The 19663-nt window shown below is 36.1% G+C and carries 19 protein-coding genes and 1 tRNA gene; 6 read left to right on the top strand and 14 right to left on the bottom strand.

The annotated features are described in order from the left end of the window. Entirely contained in the window at positions 1 to 1176 is a 1176-nt protein-coding gene (locus tag J3U73_RS10110) for an MFS transporter (protein WP_267410364.1), read from the bottom strand. 143 nt (positions 1177 to 1319) lie between these two features. Between J3U73_RS10110 and J3U73_RS10105 the strand changes: the two genes are divergently transcribed. Next, the gene (locus tag J3U73_RS10105; protein WP_267393938.1) at positions 1320 to 2210 is read left to right on the top strand and encodes an AraC family transcriptional regulator; all 891 of its coding nucleotides are present in this window, start codon (positions 1320 to 1322) and stop codon (positions 2208 to 2210) included. A gap of 622 nt (positions 2211 to 2832) precedes the next feature. Here J3U73_RS10105 and J3U73_RS10100 read toward each other — a convergent pair. From J3U73_RS10100 to rhaB, 5 genes are all read right to left on the bottom strand, one after another. Continuing rightward, positions 2833 to 3195: a sulfite exporter TauE/SafE family protein gene (locus J3U73_RS10100; protein ID WP_267410381.1), complete on the bottom strand. Its 363-nt coding sequence runs from the start codon at positions 3193 to 3195 to the stop codon at positions 2833 to 2835. Positions 3196 to 3304: 109 nt separating this feature from the next. Then, the gene (locus J3U73_RS10095) at positions 3305 to 3523 is read right to left on the bottom strand and encodes a hypothetical protein (RefSeq protein ID WP_267410363.1); all 219 of its coding nucleotides are present in this window, start codon (positions 3521 to 3523) and stop codon (positions 3305 to 3307) included. Positions 3524 to 3624: 101 nt separating this feature from the next. Beyond that, positions 3625 to 4446: a rhamnulose-1-phosphate aldolase gene (gene rhaD / locus J3U73_RS10090; RefSeq protein ID WP_267393942.1), complete on the bottom strand. Its 822-nt coding sequence runs from the start codon at positions 4444 to 4446 to the stop codon at positions 3625 to 3627. A gap of 30 nt (positions 4447 to 4476) precedes the next feature. Continuing rightward, entirely contained in the window at positions 4477 to 5745 is a 1269-nt protein-coding gene (locus tag J3U73_RS10085; protein WP_220269173.1) for an L-rhamnose isomerase, read from the bottom strand. A gap of 324 nt (positions 5746 to 6069) precedes the next feature. Continuing rightward, positions 6070 to 7542, bottom strand: a complete 1473-nt coding sequence (gene rhaB / locus J3U73_RS10080; protein WP_220269172.1) for a rhamnulokinase — start codon at positions 7540 to 7542, stop codon at positions 6070 to 6072. Positions 7543 to 7779: 237 nt separating this feature from the next. On the opposite strand from rhaB, the gene J3U73_RS10075 reads away from it, so the two are divergent. Together J3U73_RS10075 and J3U73_RS10070 are read left to right on the top strand one after the other, a co-directional pair. After that, the gene (locus J3U73_RS10075; RefSeq protein WP_220269171.1) at positions 7780 to 8742 is read left to right on the top strand and encodes an AraC family transcriptional regulator; all 963 of its coding nucleotides are present in this window, start codon (positions 7780 to 7782) and stop codon (positions 8740 to 8742) included. A 190-nt stretch (positions 8743 to 8932) separates the two neighbouring features. Then, on the top strand, positions 8933 to 9697 hold the full coding sequence (locus J3U73_RS10070; RefSeq protein WP_267393945.1) for a MerR family transcriptional regulator: 765 nt from the start codon (positions 8933 to 8935) through the stop codon (positions 9695 to 9697). Between the two features lie 171 nt (positions 9698 to 9868). Here the strand turns inward: J3U73_RS10070 and J3U73_RS10065 are convergent, their stop codons facing one another. From J3U73_RS10065 to J3U73_RS10055, 3 genes are all read right to left on the bottom strand, one after another. Beyond that, positions 9869 to 10174 carry a hypothetical protein gene (locus J3U73_RS10065; RefSeq protein WP_267410362.1) on the bottom strand — a complete coding sequence of 102 codons (306 nt, stop codon included), beginning with the start codon at positions 10172 to 10174 and terminating at the stop codon, positions 9869 to 9871. 983 nt (positions 10175 to 11157) lie between these two features. Then, positions 11158 to 11230, bottom strand: a tRNA-Thr gene (locus J3U73_RS10060). A gap of 119 nt (positions 11231 to 11349) precedes the next feature. Further along, on the bottom strand, positions 11350 to 12108 hold the full coding sequence (locus tag J3U73_RS10055; protein ID WP_267410361.1) for an NADPH-dependent oxidoreductase: 759 nt from the start codon (positions 12106 to 12108) through the stop codon (positions 11350 to 11352). A 147-nt stretch (positions 12109 to 12255) separates the two neighbouring features. Here J3U73_RS10055 and galE point away from each other — a divergent pair, with 147 nt between their 5' ends. Further along, complete coding sequence (gene galE / locus J3U73_RS10050) at positions 12256 to 13248, top strand: UDP-glucose 4-epimerase GalE (protein ID WP_267393948.1); 993 nt, start codon at positions 12256 to 12258, stop codon at positions 13246 to 13248. A gap of 55 nt (positions 13249 to 13303) precedes the next feature. Here galE and J3U73_RS10045 read toward each other — a convergent pair whose 3' ends face one another. Then, a complete protein-coding gene (locus J3U73_RS10045) occupies positions 13304 to 13846 on the bottom strand; it encodes a GNAT family N-acetyltransferase (protein ID WP_267410360.1) in 543 nt (180 codons plus the stop codon). A gap of 191 nt (positions 13847 to 14037) precedes the next feature. On the opposite strand from J3U73_RS10045, the gene J3U73_RS10040 reads away from it, so the two are divergent. Both J3U73_RS10040 and J3U73_RS10035 read left to right on the top strand, forming a co-directional pair. Further along, entirely contained in the window at positions 14038 to 15405 is a 1368-nt protein-coding gene (locus J3U73_RS10040) for an amino acid permease (RefSeq protein WP_267393951.1), read from the top strand. A gap of 160 nt (positions 15406 to 15565) precedes the next feature. Next, positions 15566 to 16252: a B3/4 domain-containing protein gene (locus tag J3U73_RS10035; protein WP_103753120.1), complete on the top strand. Its 687-nt coding sequence runs from the start codon at positions 15566 to 15568 to the stop codon at positions 16250 to 16252. A gap of 47 nt (positions 16253 to 16299) precedes the next feature. Here J3U73_RS10035 and J3U73_RS10030 read toward each other — a convergent pair whose 3' ends face one another. The 4 genes from J3U73_RS10030 to J3U73_RS10015 are packed head-to-tail and all read right to left on the bottom strand — an operon-like array spanning position 16300 to position 19439. Next, positions 16300 to 16662 (bottom strand): DUF956 family protein, encoded by a 363-nt coding sequence (locus tag J3U73_RS10030; protein WP_267410359.1) that lies wholly within the window; start codon positions 16660 to 16662, stop codon positions 16300 to 16302. A 6-nt stretch (positions 16663 to 16668) separates the two neighbouring features. Continuing rightward, a complete protein-coding gene (locus tag J3U73_RS10025) occupies positions 16669 to 17583 on the bottom strand; it encodes a PTS system mannose/fructose/sorbose family transporter subunit IID (protein ID WP_220220725.1) in 915 nt (304 codons plus the stop codon). A gap of 27 nt (positions 17584 to 17610) precedes the next feature. Further along, complete coding sequence (locus J3U73_RS10020) at positions 17611 to 18417, bottom strand: PTS mannose/fructose/sorbose transporter subunit IIC (RefSeq protein ID WP_267410358.1); 807 nt, start codon at positions 18415 to 18417, stop codon at positions 17611 to 17613. 17 nt (positions 18418 to 18434) lie between these two features. Then, positions 18435 to 19439 (bottom strand): mannose/fructose/sorbose PTS transporter subunit IIA, encoded by a 1005-nt coding sequence (locus J3U73_RS10015; protein ID WP_267393954.1) that lies wholly within the window; start codon positions 19437 to 19439, stop codon positions 18435 to 18437. Positions 19440 to 19663: the final 224 nt, after the last annotated feature.

The raw sequence follows: 19663 nt of genomic DNA, 5'->3' as shown, positions 1-19663 counted from the left end.
CTATCCTTCTTTTACGGAATTTGACATAATCCTTTTGCCTAGATTTGCCAAAATACAAATTAAGCCAATTACAAAGCAGCAAATGCAACCAAATGTAAAGGAACCTTCACCTGCTTTAATATGTAGTAAATTTAATAAAACTGGACTGATAAAGCCACCGATTGAATTCATAAACTGAAAGACCATCATTGAGACAGCAAGTTCATATTTGTGTGAAACAACTGACATATAAAAGGGTATTGTCGACATGATCATTGACATCGCAAAACCGGATAAGATGCCGCCAATACAAATTAAAACTAGGCTATTTGCAGTTCTACCCAATAGGAAAGTAATTCCTAAAGTAATAAAGCCGCTAGCAATTATTTTATCCTTAAATATCTTGTTTAAATATTTTAAACTAAAGCCGGCAATAAAGCCGCCAGCTGTACCAACGGCATTAACAATACCAGTTATACTTGTACTTCCTAACTGTTTTTGATCAATAACGATTGACAGGTTAGTTGGATAAATTGTATAAAGAATACCCATTAAAAGGGTTACTAAACCTATTAGCCAAATATACCCATTTAAATTGCCTAAAATTCCAAAGACATTGCTATTGACGCTTTTTTCATTATAGTCTACTTTATCAGTAGGCAAAACGAACAATACTAAAAGAAAAACGAAGATGCCTAGCAGAAAGACCCAATAAGAGTTGACCCAACTTTTAGCTCCCAAAAGTCCGCCACCAAACATCATTAAAATAGATCCTAAACTATTCATAGCAGTATTTTTACCCATCATTTCATTTCTTTCTTCTCCTTCAAAGAAGATCGAAATGAGCATAGGAATTAAGGTGTTAACAAAGCCCAAGCCGAAGCCCAGGATAAAAGCACAGCCTATTAAAACGTCGACACTACCATGAATTACTAAGGGCAGCAGCCCACCAACTGTAGTAATTAATAATCCAATTAACGATAAAGATTTTTTGGAATACTTAACACCTAGAATACCAACTACTATTGTGGCAATTAAGGTTCCTAAAGATGGCACTGTTCCTATCATTTGAATTTTTGCTACGGGAACATTCGGAAAAGATTTTGTCATCGCTCCAAATGCATTGGTAATTACTAAAAAGCTCATTGTTAGTAAGCTCATACTTAAAATGCTTATTTTTAGTTTTGGTTTATTCATAACAAATACCTCTTATCATATAAACGCATTCACTAATAGGCCTATTTATTTTGCAAAATCATATTATCAGTTTGTTGTAAGCGTTAACAATATGGTGATATGATAAGAATGTGTGTTTTTATGACATTTGAGGTGTATCATAAATGAAATTAATTGATTCAAAAAAACTACCTAAGATTACAGAAAATAAGTTTTTTCAAATTCCTAATTTAGTCTGTTCGAACAACATTCCTAATTCAGAAAAAATTTTTGTCGTAAGCCATGATTTAAATATTCCGGTACCATTTCATAGACATGACTTTTATGAATTTGTTTTTATTTCTAATGGCATTGCTATCAGCAATATCAATGATCAAGATGTTTATTTGCTTCCTAACTCATTGTTACTTATGAATTTACATAGTTCCCATTCACTCAAAGTAAAAGATCCTAAAGCGATGGTCATTAACATCTGCATTAAACCTGAAATTTTTGCATCGGGTGTTTTTGCTGATTTTCTAGGGCAGAGCAATTATTTATGCGACTTCATTAATAACAAAGGAAATAACAGCTATCTTTACTTTTCTCCTACTCACTTGTCTAGGTATTTGCCAATTATTAACGGAATGTTATCTGAATACGTAAACAATAATTATCACTATAATTATGCAATGCTTGGTTTGTTATTAATCTTCTTTGATCAGTTAAGTCATGAAAATTATTATTCCTACATTGGAATTGATAATCTGTGCTTAAAAGTAATGTCGGCCATCAAAAAAAATGTACAAATTATCACCGTACAGAAATTAGCCAAGCACTTTAATTACAGTCCGGCTTATCTGTCACGTTACATTAAGCAACATACTTCACTGACCATTAAGGAAATAATCATGCAAGAGAAAATGAAACAAGCTAAAAAGTATTTAGCTGAAACTAACTACTCCATTGAGGAAATCTCTAGATTGGTTGGTTATAAAAGTATTAGTTACTTTTATAAAACCTTTAAATTGCAAAATAACGTAACTCCCGACCAATTTCGAAAAACTCTTAACTAAAATACTGCTTATCTTAATTTGGTCCGTACCGTGTCAAGTAGACAGTCGAAATCTATAAAATGAATTGATTAACCAACTTGTTTATTCAAGTTAGTTTTTTCCCTTACTTGGATTTTGTCAAACCATTTTGCATAACGTTTATTCGGCACAATTTTATAAGCAATTATACGTTTGAGATCTGTTTTTGCTTCCGCTCTTACTTGTCCAGTTGTCTTACCATTAAATCTTTCCTGAGGATCATGATTGATGTATTAATCTATGATTTTGGCGAATGCTTCTTTCATTTCATTATAAATCTTGGCTTCTGGATACAATACATCAAGCATCTTTTTTATTAGTCCTTGCCAGCCTTGACCATTTAAGTACACTTTAATGCATTTAAGCTTAAATTCTTTAGTGTAACTCTAATTATGTCTATGTATCTCTAAGGCATCTGGTCCCTTTACCTTGAAGGAATCTACTCATTGATTGATAGTTTTTCTGGACATAAAAAATGATCCTACTTTCATAGGTAGCACTTTTAGATATTTGTGTTGTCTACTTAAGTAGGATCATATCAATTAAAGATAAGCAGTATTTCTTAATATTTTACTGAAAACAAGGCATAGGCATTTTTAAACACTTAATATGCCGTATAAAATAGCCAGCTGGCTAAAATAATAGAAAACCCCAAGGTAATCCAAGATACAATTTTCAACGATAAAAATCTAATACTGTATTGCCCGATGTAGCCACCGATAAATAACCCAATAGCCATCAAAATGACCATCGGCCAATTAACTTGTGCCCCAAGTATAAAGACAATTAGTGCAACTAAATTACCTATAATATCCTTCATTGCATTAATTGTATAAAAATCATCATCTGATAAATAATTGATGCAAAGTAAATGAAGAACACCAGCTGCTGCGCCAAAATAACCCGAATACGCCCCTCTAAAAACAAACCAATATAGGCAAGAATTATCTTTTCTTTTTTCTTTGATTGGTTATCACTATTTTTTCTACAATTGGCGACCATTAATCCGATTGAAGAAAACAGCACTAAGGAGGGCACAACTTTTTCAAATACTTACCCGGAAAGGCTATTAATAATCATCCTCCGGCACCGGCACTCGTAAGCAAAAATAAACAGTAAAAGCTAAATTTCTTCCAATGTCCCTTCAACTTTTTTACTGAAGCTAAAAGCACACTGTTCTCAGTAAAAATCAATGACGCTGTATTCGTAATATTCGCCATACTGGCTACAGCCGAAACAACGCCAGATATAATTCCCACTAAAATCAAAAAGATAATCAATACGGGCATACTCATTTTTTCCCTTAATCAAAGGAGACCGAAGCGTTTGCCTCGGCCTCCTTTTCTAGAATTAAATTTTCGTATTACTTAATTAGGTAGATATTATGCAAAATTAGTTAATCTAAAAATCCTTTTCTCGGGGATACATGGAAATATTCGGCAATTTCTACTAATTGTTTATCAGTAATCTCATCTAGTCTATTTCCTCCTTGTGCTTGAATAGCTGTAAAAATGGTAGCTGCTTTTTCAACCGTTTCAATTAAGCCGAAACACTCATCTGGGGTATCACCTACGGCAAACATCCCATGATGGGGCCACATAACAACTCTAAAACCATTAGCAACTTTTTCAGCAGTGTGCTTGCCAATCACATTTGTACCCGGAGTTTCATAAGGGATAATGCCGATACCTTCCGGCAAAACAGGCATTGATTCAGCCTGCATTTTCCAAATAGTCTTACTGAAGTATTTTTCATTAAGTGGCTGTGTGAATGACATGGCAATTAAGTTAGTAACGTGACAGTGCATTACAACTCTTTGCTTTGAATCAAGCTTTAACCGTGCAATATGGTTCATTAAATGCGTAGGGAATTCACTTGTTGGCAAAGCTCCATCTGTATAACCCCAAACAATTTCACCTTTTTTGCCATCATTACTAATGCGAACTAATCCTAAATCTTGTTCAGTATTTTGAAATACGTTTCTAAAATAACGTCCTGCGCCAGTAACCAAAAAGTATTGCCCAGCTAGTGCGCTGGCATCAAAGCCAAGATCAAATACTCTTTTAACTTCTTTAAGATCAGCGTAATCCTCCATTTCCTCAGGCGTAATACGAATACTCATATTACCTCCGTTACGCTCATCCCAGCCATTATCATAGCTTTGGCGAGTAATATTACACATATCTCTAACAAAAGTTGAATCAATAAATTTAGCCATTATTTAGTCTCCAGTAGAATACTTTCTTAATTAATTTCTCTTAAATTGAACGTTCTTTTCATAATCCTTAAGATCTTTGTACCAGTCCATTCCAATCGGAACATCATTTCTTAAACAAAATTCATCCCATATTGCGCCAAATGGGAATGACTTTAATTCCTCTGTTTCAGCCAAACGAAGAGTAAAGTCGTAATGATCTTCAGCATCTTTTAATTCGTCAATTGGAGCAAGCAAGCCAAGCAACAAAGCTTTTTGAGTTGCGCGGGTACCAATTACCCACGCAGCAACGCGATTTATTGATGCATCGAAGAAGTCCAGGCCAATTATAGTCTTTGATAACAAGTTATCTCTTATCAGAGCACTCATCATCCTAATCGTCCTGTCAGCTAGCGTAGGTACGTGATCACTATCCCAGTGAACCGGACGAGTAATGTGTAAGAACATGCCTTTGCCGAATGCTAAGAATGCTGATAAGTAATCTGAAGGGTCTTCAGATTCATGGAAATGACCAATGTCCATACACCAATCCTTGTTTCTAGTTAAAGCATAGTTGTTGTAGAAGTAGTGTGAACCAACAGTGTAGCTCTCAACACCTGTACCGAACAGCTTACCCTCGTATGACTCTATTGTGTTCTTTTCGTCATATTCTTCTTCATTAATTTGATCTAATGAGTCAATTAAGCGCTCACGCGGAGCTAATCTGCTGATAGGATCATCTTTCATCCCATCCATAATCCAGAAGTTATTGATTGATTGTGAATTCTGTTCTTGACCAAAATAATTTGATATGGCGCGCGAGTTTTTGCCAACTTGAATCCAGTAGTCACGCACACTCTTTTCAGGACTAGCCAAGGTCATATTTTCTTTAACTTTGGGACTTGAGAAGAAGGTTGGGTTAAAGTCAAGGTAAATATCATTTTCTCTTGCCCAATCAACCCAAAACTTGAAGTCTTCTGGACCAACTTCTGAAACATCCTTCTTCTCACCGTTTGTTACTGCATAAATTTGATGCAATTGCAGTCTTTGTTTAGCGGGAATTAACTTAAATGCTTCATTTAAATCTTTGATTAATTCTTCAGGGGTTCTTGCAATACCTGGGTAATTGCCTGAGACACCAATTCCGCCTGATAATGCAGCATCAGGTGTTAAAAAGCCATGAATATCATCACCCTGCCAACAAGGAAGGGAAACTCTAATATTTTGCAGCTTATTTAAAACCGCTTCTGTATCAACGCCAACTTCTGCGTAACGTTCTTTAGCAACTTGATATGCTGCCTCTACTTCTTTTTGACTAACCATTATTTTTCTCCTTTAATTAATCCATATAGAAAACTTCATGCAAATCAAAAGTAACAGGACTTTTACTAAGATTCAGATCCATAAAATAAGTTATATGAAGTACTGCTCTTTTCATTCTTTAGTTTTAAAATTGCTTTATATTTTTCAATTTCATCTTCTATAATAAGCAAGTAAGATTATTGCTTTTTTTGCCGAAATAAATTAGGAATACCTACCATCTTCAAAACTTTCTTTGCAATAGCTTATTTTGCAGACTTCAATGATGCCTTTCATATTCATCAAAATAATTTGGATTCACATGTATCACTTGGCCTAATCTTACCGTCACAACACATCACCTCTTTTAGCTGTATGCAAAAAGTTAACATAGTCGGCAAGTATCCCCTCGTATTTGCCCTTTTCTGGTTCATATTTTTTAATATCAAATGAATCACTAATAATTCTCCGAGCTAAGTAAACATTTAAAATATCATTTCTCGTAATCATTTGCACAACTAGGTTGCCAATCGCCGTAGCTTCGCTTGGACCGGCGTATACAGCAATTCCCGAAATTGTGCTTGTTAATTGATTAAGCAAAGCAACATTTGATCCGCCACCAACTATGTTTAAAGTATCAATCTTGTAGCCAAGAATCTGATTCAGCTTTTCAATTTCACGAGCATAAAACAATGCTAAATTAGCATAAATCGCCATGACAACTTCGCCTGGTGCTTGAGGAACCTTTTGACCAGTTTCGCAACAATACGCTTGAATTTCCTTGATCATATTCTTAGGATTTACAAACCGTTCATCATTAATATTAATAAACTGTTCAAAGGGTTTAACCTCACTGGCCATTTCAGCTAATTCATTGAATGAATACGTATCATTAAGTTCTCGCTTTACGCATTGGATCATCCAAAGCCCCATAATGTTTTTCAAAAATCGATAAGTACCATAAGCCCCCCATTCATTGGTGTAATTTTCTTTGAAGGCTTCTGAACCATTCTCAGGAACATTAAGTTCCGTTCCCAATAATGACCAAGTTCCGGATGAAAGATATGCCCAATGGTGTCCCATTCCTGGAGCACCAACAACAGCTGAAGCTGTATCATGAGTAGCAACAGTAATTACATCTGTATTGGGCAAATCATAATCCGGAAATTTACTCTTATCAAGTTTTTCTAAAGGAGTTCCAGCATCAACCAACTTGGGAAATTGTTCCTGTTTAACATTCACTTCTTTGAGTAAGTGCTTGTCGAACAATCCTTCTCTTAAGCTAAGCATTTGTGTGGTTGAAGCATTTGTAATTTCTAAAACTGCTTTACCTGTTAATACATAACCGATATAATCAGGTATCATCATAATCTTTTCAGTTTTAGCCAGAAGCTCTTTATTTTCCTCAAACAGCTGATAAAGCGTATTGAAACTTAAAAACTGAATTCCGGTTTTTTCATAAATCTGTTCTTTGGATACTTTTGCAGTGAGGTCCCTAATCGCATTGGTAGTTCTTGAATCGCGGTAACTTATTGGATCTTCGAGTTTTTGCCCGTCTTTTCCGACAAGGACATAATCAACTGCCCAAGTATCAATTCCTAAAGAAATATTGTCATACCCAGCTTTTTTGATTTTTTGCAATCCTACTAAAATTTCTTTAATAATATAGTCAATATCCCATCGCTCATGTTTCTTTTTCAAAGTGAACCCATTTTTAAAGCGATGCATCTCTTTGAGTGACATTTTGCCATCTTTGAGTTGACTCAGCATGAGTCGACCACTTGAGGCACCTATGTCAACCGCTACGTAAGTCTTCTTCAATCATATTCACCACGCTTTCAAATCTTACAGTTATATTTATACTTTAATTTGATAGCGTTTACAATGACATTTAAGGAGACATATTGTATCATATTGACAGGTAAATATATTTAGGATATTTAATTAAAAGTGCCTAAGATGCCTTATATAATTCAGCTTTAAATTATTAATTTCTATAGCTTGAAACTTTCGTCTAATAACAATTTGCTAGATAAGTAATAGTAAGGTAGTATCAGTATGAATAAAGAATTATTAAATCAGCTAAAAGAACTAAATTCTGTCGAAAAGATACAATACAATAAACAACTTTTTATAAATGATTTTCACGAAAAAACTTTATTACGAACACCTGATGAGAAATATGTACCAATATTCACAGAAGAATTTTTTAGAGGAAAAAGTATCTATGTTAGCAAACATAATAGATTTGCCGCTTATCCTAAGCATACACATACTTTTTTGGAAATGAATTATATGCTTTCTGGTGCAGCCAAAGAAAATGTCAATGGTCACACAATTTATTTAAAAAATGGCGATATCTTATTACTTGGAGTTGGTACTACCCACTCTATTGCAGCTCTTGGTGAGAATGATATTTTAATAAATATTATTTTTAGAAATAATATTAGCTTTTCTTTAGAAAATTTAAGGTCTATTGGAAAAGCCACGAATGTCCTTTCAGGCTTTATTTTAGCTAATAATTCAGAAGATTTTATGATTTACAGAAAGAAGCATACGGAATCAGCCATTCGATATATTGCCAATTTAATAATTGAAGAATACTACTTCAATCACGAGTTTTCCGACAAGTTAATCGACAGTTACTTAAGATCTTTATTAATTTTATTATCACGAAACACAGATATTCACTCTAACAATGTTTTAAAAGAAAATACACCCGATATTATTCTTTATGTTTTGAAAGAAATTTCTCTAAATAGTGCCAATATTTCGTTATCGTCTATCGCTAAAGAAACTAATTACAGTCGTTCATATTTAGGAAGTTTATTTAAAAAAACAGTCGGAAAGTCATTCTCGGACGCCTTAACTGAACAGCGATTATTGGATGCGTATAACCTACTAAATTCAACCAAATTATCAATTTCTGAAATTATCCAAAAAGTTGGGATTTCTAATAAAACATTTTTCTATAAGAAGTTTAAAAGCAAGTTCAATGCGCTACCTAGTGAAATTCGATAAATTTTAAGTAAAAAATATTTCTCTTTTTTATCAGGCTACGACCTAATCTTCTTACTAAGTAAATGTTTATAATGTGTACTATTAAATTTGTATGGTTTAACTTACTTAATTGTTTAAGCACTTTTATTTTTTCTTGACCTTGACGTAACGTCAAAGATTATACTTTGTTTTGCAAGTGAGGGATTTAATCATGTCATATTCAATAAACGACTTAGCCAAGTTAGCAGGTATTTCTACCAGAACATTACGTTACTATGATAAGTGTGGTCTTTTAAAAGCGCGAAGAGATCCAGAAAACAATTATCGTTATTATGAAGAAACCGAAGTTGATCAACTACAAAAGATAATGTTCTTAAAATTGTTTGATTTACCGTTAGCACAAATTAAACAAGTAATGGTAAGCTCACAAAAACAGCAACTCGTGACTCTGCAAAGTCAGCGGCAAAAGCTTGTTAATGAACAAAAGCGGTTGAACGATCTGATTATTTCCTTAGACAAAACACTTGCAGTAATGAAAGGAAAAACTCAAATGAACGATGTAGAAAAATTCACAGCGCTTAAGGCCCAAGCAATTGTTGACAATGAAAAGAAGTACGGCAAAGAAATTCGCTCTAATTATGGTGATGAAACAATCGATGCTAGTAAAGAAAAATTCTGTTCATTTTCAGAAAAAGATTTCAATCATGTAGAAGATATTAAGAAGCAAATACTAATAGAGTTAAAGCCTTTAGTTGGGAACCTGGATGTTACGAAAGCAGCTGCTCAACATCTTTTTAATCTTCATCAAAAATATTTGTTAGCCATGTGGCCAACCGGACAATACTCATCTAAAGCCCATAAGGAGCTGGCAAATATGTATGTAGGGGATGCGCGATTCAAGCGATATTACGAAGAAGGCACTGGTAAAAAAGGCGCCGCCAAAACTTTAAAAGCAATCATTGACTATTACGCTTAATTTTTTACCACTCAGTCAATGTTATTGAGAAAAAAGTAAAAAGACTAAACTATTAAGAAGTTATCTGACAAACAGCGATTAAAGCTGTGTGTTTTTGTACTAAGTTTGCTCTTAAAACAAAAAGCCCATAATTAGAAGTCCTAATTATGGGGTTTATTATCTACAAATTATTTAATACAAATACCACAAACCAGCGATTGATCCGATATCAAAATCCGACTGTTTTAGTCCCGTTATTTCACAAAACTTATTCGCTAATTCGGGCTGGGCCTTTGGTGACCAGACACGCAAATTGGTGCAATCTCCAGGTACGATCCAATATCCCAACTTTTTTAATTCAGGATATTTACTTACATCCAGTGTTAAACCGTTTTTCAACGAAATCAAGTATGTTGAATTAGCAAAATGACCCCTCTTATCAAACAGTGCCGGTAATTTTTGCTCTACTGTAACTGGTTTAATTGACCATTTCATCATTCAAGCCCCCTATCTAGCTTGTTAACTCTAACGAAATAACTTTTATGTAGTTACAGTAACACTTTCCCTGATTTGTGTAAACACTTACATTATATTCTAAACTTCTTTGTCGCTCTTCAACTTTGCTAATAAAGTATAGTTAAGTGCACATTCCTGCACACGTAAAAGTGACTAATAACCTTGATATACCAGCTTTTATTCTATCCAAAAGTTTTTTCATGGAACACGCTATTTTGCGTGTTCCGTTTGTGTTCTTTACTTTCTTTTAAAAGCGAAGACTATCAGGCACTTGGTATTTTAATTTTCTTAAACTCAGATTTTTTTAATTTATATTAGTTGTGATTTGGCTATCTATTCCCGATTTTCTCTAACGTATCTACATTCACCAAACTAAATTTTGTTTAACATTTTTATGTAATTATCTTTAATAGTCTCAAAGCGGTATAAATGGTTGTACAATTATCATTTTAAAATAAACAGCTCAAACTCTTAATATTTACCCATTTGCTTAATTATCAAAAAAGCGATTAGACTTTAATCTAATCGCTAATATTATGGTCAATAATTAAGCAAATAATTATATCTAGACCATTAGGTCGGTTACCCACACCTGCATACTTTGTATAGGCTTGCAGAAATATTAAAAACTACAATTTGCGTAGATACACTCCTAAAAGTAATTAGAACGCCTTTTACGACCGTAAACCTTAACAACGGTCGGCAAACTATGTTAACCGCTTACAATTAATATTGTAACACCTTTTATAAAAAATTCAATATTCAGACACAATATTATAAGCAATATTTGTAGGCATTTAATCCGTATCTTGTTCATTTTCACTCAAATATTTAGTTCTTATAATCGTTACGGATGTTGTTCTTTTTTAGTAAAATTTCAACATACTAGTCACAATATGAATTATACTATTCAAAAATTTACCAACGACCCCTATAATAATACCCATCTTTGTAATTCTTCTTAATGCTGATTGCCAGAATCGAACTGGCGACCTTTTCTTTACGAGGGAAACGCTCTACCAACTGAGCTAAATCAGCAATTTTTGCAACATTCAAATTATACCAAAACTAAAAAAAACGTGCAATTAAATGTCAGACTTTCTTTAATATTGCTAGACAAAAACCTATTGCTGTATACAAGCAATAGGTTTAATTGCCTACTTCCAATCTAGGCATAAGCCTTGTTGATGAAGCAGTTCTGGCAGTTGGTCCCGGTCAGTCGTTTTATTATCTAACTTTGCACCAGTGATTTGCTTGGTAAACGAATCAATTCGCTTGTTGGAATCACGCAAATCATAATAAGTGGTGACAATTTGGTCATAGTCGCGCAATTTGTCCACTTTAAAGTCCCGAGGATATTCGTTCTCAAAAGTAGTAAATTCTAGAGGCAAACGCGGTTTTAACTGCGGTTCTTGATCTGGAATACCGACCTGCATCCCTAAGACTGGAAAAGTTAACGGTGGCAAGTCAAGTTCAGCAAGCATTTCAAGAGGATGATCATTAATTGTCCCCAGCGGAACATAACCCAATTCCATGCTTTCAACCGCATTAGCAACATTTTGCCAAGCCAGCAGCGTATCTTCCATTGCCTGGAAAAAAATATCCGTCGTATGAACGCGGCCATCGTCCTTATTCAGCTGTTGACGAATTTGCTGGTTTCGGTAAAGGTCAACAATAAAAATAAACAAATCACCTTCAGCACCAACATATTTTTGACCACAAAGTTCCCTAATCTTTTCCCGCTTAGCTTGATCAGTAATATGCAGTAAACTAGCGTTTTGCATAAACATACTAGTTGCCGTGTGTTGAAAAACTGTGTACAAAGTTGTTAATTGCTCAGAATCTAAACTTTCATCCTTAAATTTTCGGATCGAGCGATGATTAATTTGCTTATTAATTGTTGAATTATGAATCATTTGCCTGCTTCTTTCTATTCATCTTACTAAAAGTGAGTCTATTGCAAATTTTTTTTGCTGTCAATTAACTCATTTAGATAAAAACTGAAATTCGCTCCTATTCTATGCTAAAATCAAGTTAACTACATATATTCAATGGAGGTAATTATGCGCATATTAGTTATTGGTGGTGCTGGCTATATTGGCTCTGTGGCAGTCAGTGAATTGGTTAAGCAAGGCTATGAAGTAGTCGTTCTTGATGCTTTATATACCGGACACAGAAAAGCAGTTAACCCTCAAGCCAAATTTTATCAAGGCGATATTGAAGATAAGTTCTTAGTTAGCCAAATTTTACGTAATGAAAAAATTGACGCAGTAATGCACTTTGCCGCTTACTCTTTAGTCCCTGAATCAGTGAAAAAGCCCCTCAAATACTATGATAATAATGTTGCGGGAATGATTGCCCTGCTTGAGGCAATGAAAGATGCCGAGGTTAAGTATCTAATTTTCTCTTCAAGTGCAGCCACTTATGGTATTCCGGAAAAGTTGCCGATCACTGAAGAATCACCCCTTAACCCAATCAATCCATATGGCGACACTAAAGTAATGATGGAAAAAATCATTCATTGGGCTGATCAGGCTAATGGCATCAAATCAATTGCTTTACGTTACTTTAATGTTGCTGGTGCTGGTAATAACGGCGAAATTGGCGAGGATCATCACCCTGAAACCCATCTGGTACCTAATATTCTGCGCAGCGCCATTTCTGGTGACGGGAAGTTCACTATCTTTGGCAATGACTATAATACTAAAGATGGCACTAATATCCGTGATTACGTTGAGGTTAATGACCTAATCGATGCGCATATCTTGGCCTTAAAGTACTTAATTAAAAACAAGCAATCTGATGTATTTAATATCGGAACCGCTCACGGGTACTCCAATTTAGAGATTTTACAAGCTGCACGCCAAGTTACTGGTATCGATATTCCTTACACAATGGGACCAAGGCGTTCCGGCGATCCTGATAGCCTAGTCGCTGACTCAACTAAGGCAAGAACCGTTTTACACTGGCAGCCTAAGCATGAAACAGCTGAAGATACGATTGCAAGCGCATGGCAATGGCACCAAAAGCATCCAAACGGTTATGAAGATAAATAAAAAAATTCACTGATCAACTAAATTTAGTTTGGTCGTGAATTTTTTATTTACCATCTTATTGTTTAATCATAGTGTATAAATCCATATCGCAAAACTTACCGTGATACTTAACTTCATCCTTTAAAAGTGCAACATGCGTAAAATTTAGTCTTTCAGCAATTGCTCTACTGGCAAGGTTGTTGTGGTCCGCTAGAAGCTTGACTTGATGTAATCCGAGTTCGTTAAAAGAAAAAGCAACTAGTCGCTTAACTGCTTCAGTCATGATACCCTTTTTTTGATAAGCTTGAGACAACCAGTAACCGATTTCGGCACTTTCATTCTTCCATTTAATAGTATGTAAATCGACCATCCCGGCTGGCTGTTCATTGACCAAGATGACTAGTGGCAACTTACGGTATTGCGCGAAATCATTACGCATGCCTTTAATAAAATCGACCTCATCTTCAACCGCTGACATTTTTCCCGCCCAAGGTAAAAAATGAGCTAGCTCAGCACGATCATGAGCAATTATGTCATAGAGCTTGTCCGCATACTTTACTTCAGGTAACGCCAATTTAACTTCGTAACCATTAATCTCAAATTCACAGCAAGTAAACATCCAGCATTCCTCCTTAATTATAATTTAATATAGTTTATCATACTACAATAACAAGGCATTCGGCCATTTTTACTAGCAATAAACAAATTAAATTTTAGAATTTTTTCAGCTTTTAGCAGTCAAACTTCTCATACTAATGCTATAATCGAATATTGTAATATAAAAAAAGAAATAGAATTTGGAGTGATTTGATGAACGATGAAGACGAAAAAAAAGGCTCGGGTTATGAACGAACTCTAACCAATGCCCACATTCAGCTGATTGCGCTGGGTGGAACCATTGGGACCGGGCTTTTCCTAGGAGTTGGTAACAGTATCCGCCGAGCTGGTCCAAGCGTTATTTTGATTTACATTATTGTTGGTATTTTCTTATTTTTATTAATGCGTGCTTTGGGTGAATTAATCGTTTCAGACTTATCCAAACATACTTATATTGACTTTATTAAAAAATATCTTGGCAAAAATATCGGCTTCATCTCAGGCTATCTTTATTGGATTAGCTGGGTCACTTTAGGAATGGCCGAAATGACGGCACTTGGAATTTATTTTCAATACTGGTTCCCCCATCTGCCTACATGGGTGCCAGGACTTGTTACGATCGCGGTTTTGCTTTGCATCAATTTGCTGTCAGCGCGCCTTTTCGGCAACCTCGAGTTTAGTTTTGCCATTATTAAAATCGTAACTGTGATTGCTTTCGTCATTTTAGTCGGTTATTTATTGTTAACTGGGGGCAAAACCAGTTTTGGCCCTGTCACCCTAGCTAATTTAACGACCAATGGTGGTTTTTTTGCCCAGGGAAGCAACGGCTTTTTCGCTGGTTTTCAGATGGTTATCTTCAGCTTTGTCGGTGTTGAACTTGTTGGTTTAACTGCAGCCGAGGCACAGAACCCTAAGGTAACGATTAAAAAGGCAATCAATGAGGTGCCAATGCGAATTATTTTATTCTATGTTTTGGCCATTATTGCTATTTTAATCGTTATCCCATGGAATAAGGTGTCGACCAATTCAAGTCCTTTTGTGCAAACACTCGCAGCTACGGGTATTCGCAACGCTGGTTCAATTATTAACTTCGTTGTTATTTCCGCAGCCGTCTCTTCAACTAATAGTATTTTGTATAGCGCAGGACGTTTACTGTTTTCCGTCACTTTTAATGGCAAGGGAAAATGGAATCAGACATTTGGCCATTTAAGACGGCAACTACCCCAAAATGCGCTGCTTTTATCAGCAGGATTAATGGAACTGGCCCCCTTTGTTATTATTATTATCGGTAAAGAGGCCTTTAATTTTATTTCATCAACCTCTACAAGTATGTTTCTTATTATTTGGTGCTTGATGCTTTTAACCCATATCTCTTACCGCAAAAAGACTAATTCCGCTGAATTAACAGATTTTAAAATGCCGGGCTTTCCATTCTGGGATTATGCAACCTTAGCATTTTTCATTATCATGATTATTCTGTTATTAATTCTCCCAAGCAACCGTATCTCAATGATTGCCGCCCTATTAACATTCATTATTTTGTTTAGTCTTGCCAAATTCTGGCGCAAAGAAGCAGCCTAACTGGGCAAAATAACCTTAGGGGAAACTTGAATTACCATTATTTTTATAATAAAATTTAGGTTAATTAAAATATTTAATCACCACCGGGCGATAGCACTTAGTGAACTCTTTAGGTCTTAGTAGAGTTTGCTAGGTGCTCTTTTTTTTAGGAGGAACTATTATGGAAACATTCGTCGTTGATCAAAAGTTTTGGGAAATCTTTCCTGAAGCTAAAATTTTCACGCTAGTTGTCAATGGTATTGATAATCACATCCCTAGCGATGTCTCTAGCTACCAACAAATATTGAATCAAGCCGAAGAAAAAGCACAAGTATATTTAACTGAACCTGACTTTAAAGATAATCCTGTAATTGCCCAATGGCGGGAAGCTTTTAGTCAATTTAAAAAGAAAAAGGGCGCTCGTGCATCTATTGAAGCATTACTCAAACGCGTAGCCCAGGGCAGAACATTTACCCCAATTAATCCACTGGTTGATCTCTACAACAGCGTTTCACTGGAATATGGCGTTCCTTGCGGTGGCGAAGATCTTGCTAAAATTGCTGGAACCATGCATTTAGGTCTTGCCAGCGGTAATGAAGAATTTTATCCTATCGGTGCTACTAAAAATGAACCGCCTCGGACTGATGAAATCATTTATTATGATCAAACTGGTGCGGTGTGTCGTTCACTTAATTGGCGTGATGGTGAAAGGACCATGTTGACTGAAGACACAACTAGCGCAATCTTAATCATGGAAGCAGTAAATGAGGAGCAAAAGGATAGAACTAATACTGCCATTAATGCACTTCAAGACAAAATTGCCACTAAGTTAGGTGTTAAAGGTACTATTCAAGAATTTACAAAATAGTAAAAAAAGAAGCTTTAAGTAATTTCATACTTAAAACTTCTTTTTGTTTATTTACTTAAAAATCTTCTTTTGAGATTTTGCCACAGACTCAGCGCTTGTCGCATATGGTCAGCAGGGACATATTTGCGAATTGCTCGCAGCGTTTTTTTATTGTTCTTAGTTGTAAAAATAAATGTTCCGCTAGTCCGCGTTCTGATTTCAAAACGTGGTATATAATGCCCTTTAAAGTGAACATCAGCTACAACATAAGTCACTTCATTCCACGGTATCTGAACGTAATCAGATAAATTATGTTCATTGTAAAATTCAAACGACTTATCGCCCACCATCGCTTTGCCATATACAGCAACTGCACGAAACCAAGTGGCTTCAGCTGTTAAATCGACTTTAGTATTTTGTGATTCAACCATTTTATCCTAAATAACATGTAAAACGTGTAATAATACACCAACAATAAAGATAGCAATAATAATTACAATTGGTGAAACTTTCTTCTTCAAAAGCCACATGCAAAGGAATGTTAGCAGTAAACCAGCTAAACCTGGAATCAACATATCCAAGTTATTTTGCAAGGTAGTTACCTTAAACTTAGTCAAGGATAAACCATTTGCCTGTCCTAGCAGAGCTTGTTGAATTCCCTTGGCACCAGCAGGAAGCGAGTTCCAATCAATATAACCACCCTTTTGGACCGGTGTTTTCGAAACAATCGGCGTAAACTTAATGTTTACCCAACGCTCAATTAATGATCCTAAAACAAACATCCCCATCATGGACGCACCACGGGTTACCTTTTGTAAAAGACCACCAGACATATCATTAGTAATTGCTGAACCGGCTTTATAGCCAAATTCTTGGGTGTACCACATAAAGGCAATTCTAATTACATTCCATAAAACAAAGAATAGAATTGGCCCTAAGATGTTACCTTGGATAGCCATCGATGCACCTAGGGCACCTAAAATTGGCCGCACAGTATACCAGAAAACTGGGTCACCAACACCAGCTAGTGGTCCCATCATTCCGACCTTAACACCTTGAATAGCTTCATCTTCAACTTTAGCTCCATTTGCCTTGTCCTCTTCCAAAGCCAAAGTAACACCTAAAATAGGTGAAACAAGGTATGGGTGGACGTTGAAGAATACTAAGTGACGCTGAAGCGCAGCAGCCATGTCATCTTTATTTGGATATAATTTTCTTAATGCCGGAATAAGTGAGTATGCGAACCCACCGTTTTGCATTCTTTCGTAGTTCCATGAAGCCTGCAAGAATTGTGAGTGCCACATAACATTGAAGCGGTCGGCTTTAGTTAATTTGATTTTTTGATCAGCCATAATAAAATCCTCCTCTTAAATATCACTTTAATAGTCATCAATGATATCGCCGAGCGGATCGCCGGTACCTTCATCATTTGAACTAGATTTGCCATTGCCACCCTTTGATTCAAGAGCAAGGTACATCAGAGCCATAGCAAGACCGATTGCACCTAAGGCAATTAAAGTTAAGTCCTTGATTGCTGCCAAGGCAAAACCAATTGCGAAGAATGGCCATACTTCACGACTAGCCATCATGTTAATAACCATTGCATAACCAACGGCTACGACCATGGCACCACCAAGTGACATTCCTTCACTCAGCCATGCTGGCATTAGTCCTAGCCAATACTTAACCGTTGAAGCTGGGATTGCTAATAAGAGTGCTGCCGGAATAGCAATTCGCAGCCCCTGTAAGCAGACATCGATCCATTGCCACATATTAATCTTGCGCCAGTTGCCCTTTTTAGCTTCGGCATCCATGATGTGCACAATAGCAGTTGAAATGGTCCGAACGATCATGGTTAAAAATAGTCCGGCAACAGCTAACGGCATCGCGATACCTGTAGCCATACCGATTCCTTTAGTTCCTTGTCCACTCTCAACCAGGATAATTGCTGAAGCGACTGATGCCAAAGCAGCGTCTGGAGCCACGGCAGCACCGATATTAGCCCAACCTAAGGCAATCATTTGTAATTGACCACCTAAAATAACACCCAAGTCCAAGTGACCAGTAACTAAACCAATCAACGTACATGCAACAAGGGGTTGGTGGAATTCCCATTGATCTAAGATACCTTCCATACCTGCAAGAAAGGCAACTAGAACAACTAAAATCATTTGAATAGCATTCATTTTTTGCTCCTACTTCCTTATTTCTTTTGCTCGTCAAGCAAACTCTGGGCCTTATTTAAAATAGCGTCCATATTGCCCTCTTTGTCAGTTGGCACTTTCCGCACGTCAAACTTAACTCCTAATTTAGCAAGTTCGTGGAAAGTGTCTACATCTTCTTGGTTCATTGATAAAACATTGTTAGCATTAACATCACCAACTGAGTAAGACATAGAACCGACATTAACCGTTTTAATATCAACCCCTGCTTTAATAACAGTTAAAACATCTTCAGGGTTTTCAAATAAAAGCAGCGCGTGAGTATTGCCAAAGCGTGGGTCTTTAGCAATCTCAATCATCTTTTTAATTGGCACAGTGTGAGCCTTAACACCAGCAGGTGCGGCTTCACGAATCATGCTTTTACGCATTTCGTCTTTAGCAACACTGTCAGACACAACTATTACCCGATCAGGGTGCATCGTTGGAATCCAACCAGTCGCAACCTGACCATGTAATAGACGTGAATCAATTCGGGCTAAAACAAACTTAATGTGTCCATCACCAACAACTGTTCCTTCTGGAATAGTCTTCTTTTTGACAGTTTCCTGAGTTTCAGAAACTACCTTACTCTCTGACTTCGGCATTAATTCAGCTGGCTTTGTTTTAATACCATCTTTTGCTGGTTCAACAATTGCTGTCGCAATTTCATGAGCTGTAGCATCAGGATTAGTCATTCTTTGCGTTAAAGCTTCAACAACCATCGGTAAATTCATACCAGCTACAACAGCCCAGTTGGGATGATTTTCAAGCAAGCCATTTGCCTGATTAAACGGTGTACCGCCCCATAGATCAACTAGTAGCAATACTTCAGCTTGATCATCAAATGAAGCAATCGCCTGGTCCATTTTGCCCTTAATATCATCTGGCCCCTCTTCGGGTGTCAAAATTACATGAGCAAAATTGCTTTGTTCACCAAATAACATTTGCGCTGACTGCGCAATGCCATCGGCAAAACCACCATGGCTGGCTAATACAATTCCTACCATGAGATTTCCTCCTTTAGATAAAACGTATCCTTCATTATTGTACATTGAAAGTGCGTTCAAGTCACGCCACCTAACAATTTTCTAATATAATAAGACTAATCTTTTAATCATAAGTAAATCAAAAACCGCACAAAAAAAGAGGACTATCATTAGTCCTCTTTCTTACTTGCTCCGGCTGTCAGACTCGAACTGACGACATCTTGATTAACAGTCAAGCGCTCTAC

Source organism: Lactobacillus sp. B4005, assembly GCF_026536045.1.
GTDB classification, from domain to species: domain Bacteria; phylum Bacillota; class Bacilli; order Lactobacillales; family Lactobacillaceae; genus Lactobacillus; species Lactobacillus panisapium.
This window is presented reverse-complemented; position numbering and strand designations above follow the sequence as displayed.

Bases quoted from the DNA above. Each gene is read 5' to 3' on its own strand.
- J3U73_RS10045 (WP_267410360.1), bottom strand. From the start codon at position 13,846: ATGTTTACTTGCTGTGAATTTGAGATTAATGGTTACGAAGTTAAATTG.
- J3U73_RS10020 (WP_267410358.1), bottom strand. From the start codon at position 18,417: ATGAATGCTATTCAAATGATTTTAGTTGTTCTAGTTGCCTTTCTTGCA.
- J3U73_RS10075 (WP_220269171.1), top strand. From the start codon at position 7,780: ATGAATAAAGAATTATTAAATCAGCTAAAAGAACTAAATTCTGTCGAA.
- J3U73_RS10105 (WP_267393938.1), top strand. From the start codon at position 1,320: ATGAAATTAATTGATTCAAAAAAACTACCTAAGATTACAGAAAATAAG.
- J3U73_RS10065 (WP_267410362.1), bottom strand. From the start codon at position 10,174: ATGATGAAATGGTCAATTAAACCAGTTACAGTAGAGCAAAAATTACCG.
- J3U73_RS10085 (WP_220269173.1), bottom strand. From the start codon at position 5,745: ATGGTTAGTCAAAAAGAAGTAGAGGCAGCATATCAAGTTGCTAAAGAA.
- galE (WP_267393948.1), top strand. From the start codon at position 12,256: ATGCGCATATTAGTTATTGGTGGTGCTGGCTATATTGGCTCTGTGGCA.
- J3U73_RS10030 (WP_267410359.1), bottom strand. From the start codon at position 16,662: ATGGTTGAATCACAAAATACTAAAGTCGATTTAACAGCTGAAGCCACT.
- J3U73_RS10070 (WP_267393945.1), top strand. From the start codon at position 8,933: ATGTCATATTCAATAAACGACTTAGCCAAGTTAGCAGGTATTTCTACC.
- J3U73_RS10035 (WP_103753120.1), top strand. From the start codon at position 15,566: ATGGAAACATTCGTCGTTGATCAAAAGTTTTGGGAAATCTTTCCTGAA.
- J3U73_RS10055 (WP_267410361.1), bottom strand. From the start codon at position 12,108: ATGATTCATAATTCAACAATTAATAAGCAAATTAATCATCGCTCGATC.
- J3U73_RS10095 (WP_267410363.1), bottom strand. From the start codon at position 3,523: ATGAGTATGCCCGTATTGATTATCTTTTTGATTTTAGTGGGAATTATA.
- J3U73_RS10025 (WP_220220725.1), bottom strand. From the start codon at position 17,583: ATGGCTGATCAAAAAATCAAATTAACTAAAGCCGACCGCTTCAATGTT.
- J3U73_RS10040 (WP_267393951.1), top strand. From the start codon at position 14,038: ATGAACGATGAAGACGAAAAAAAAGGCTCGGGTTATGAACGAACTCTA.
- J3U73_RS10015 (WP_267393954.1), bottom strand. From the start codon at position 19,439: ATGGTAGGAATTGTATTAGCCAGCCATGGTGGTTTTGCCGATGGCATT.
- J3U73_RS10110 (WP_267410364.1), bottom strand. From the start codon at position 1,176: ATGAATAAACCAAAACTAAAAATAAGCATTTTAAGTATGAGCTTACTA.
- rhaD (WP_267393942.1), bottom strand. From the start codon at position 4,446: ATGGCTAAATTTATTGATTCAACTTTTGTTAGAGATATGTGTAATATT.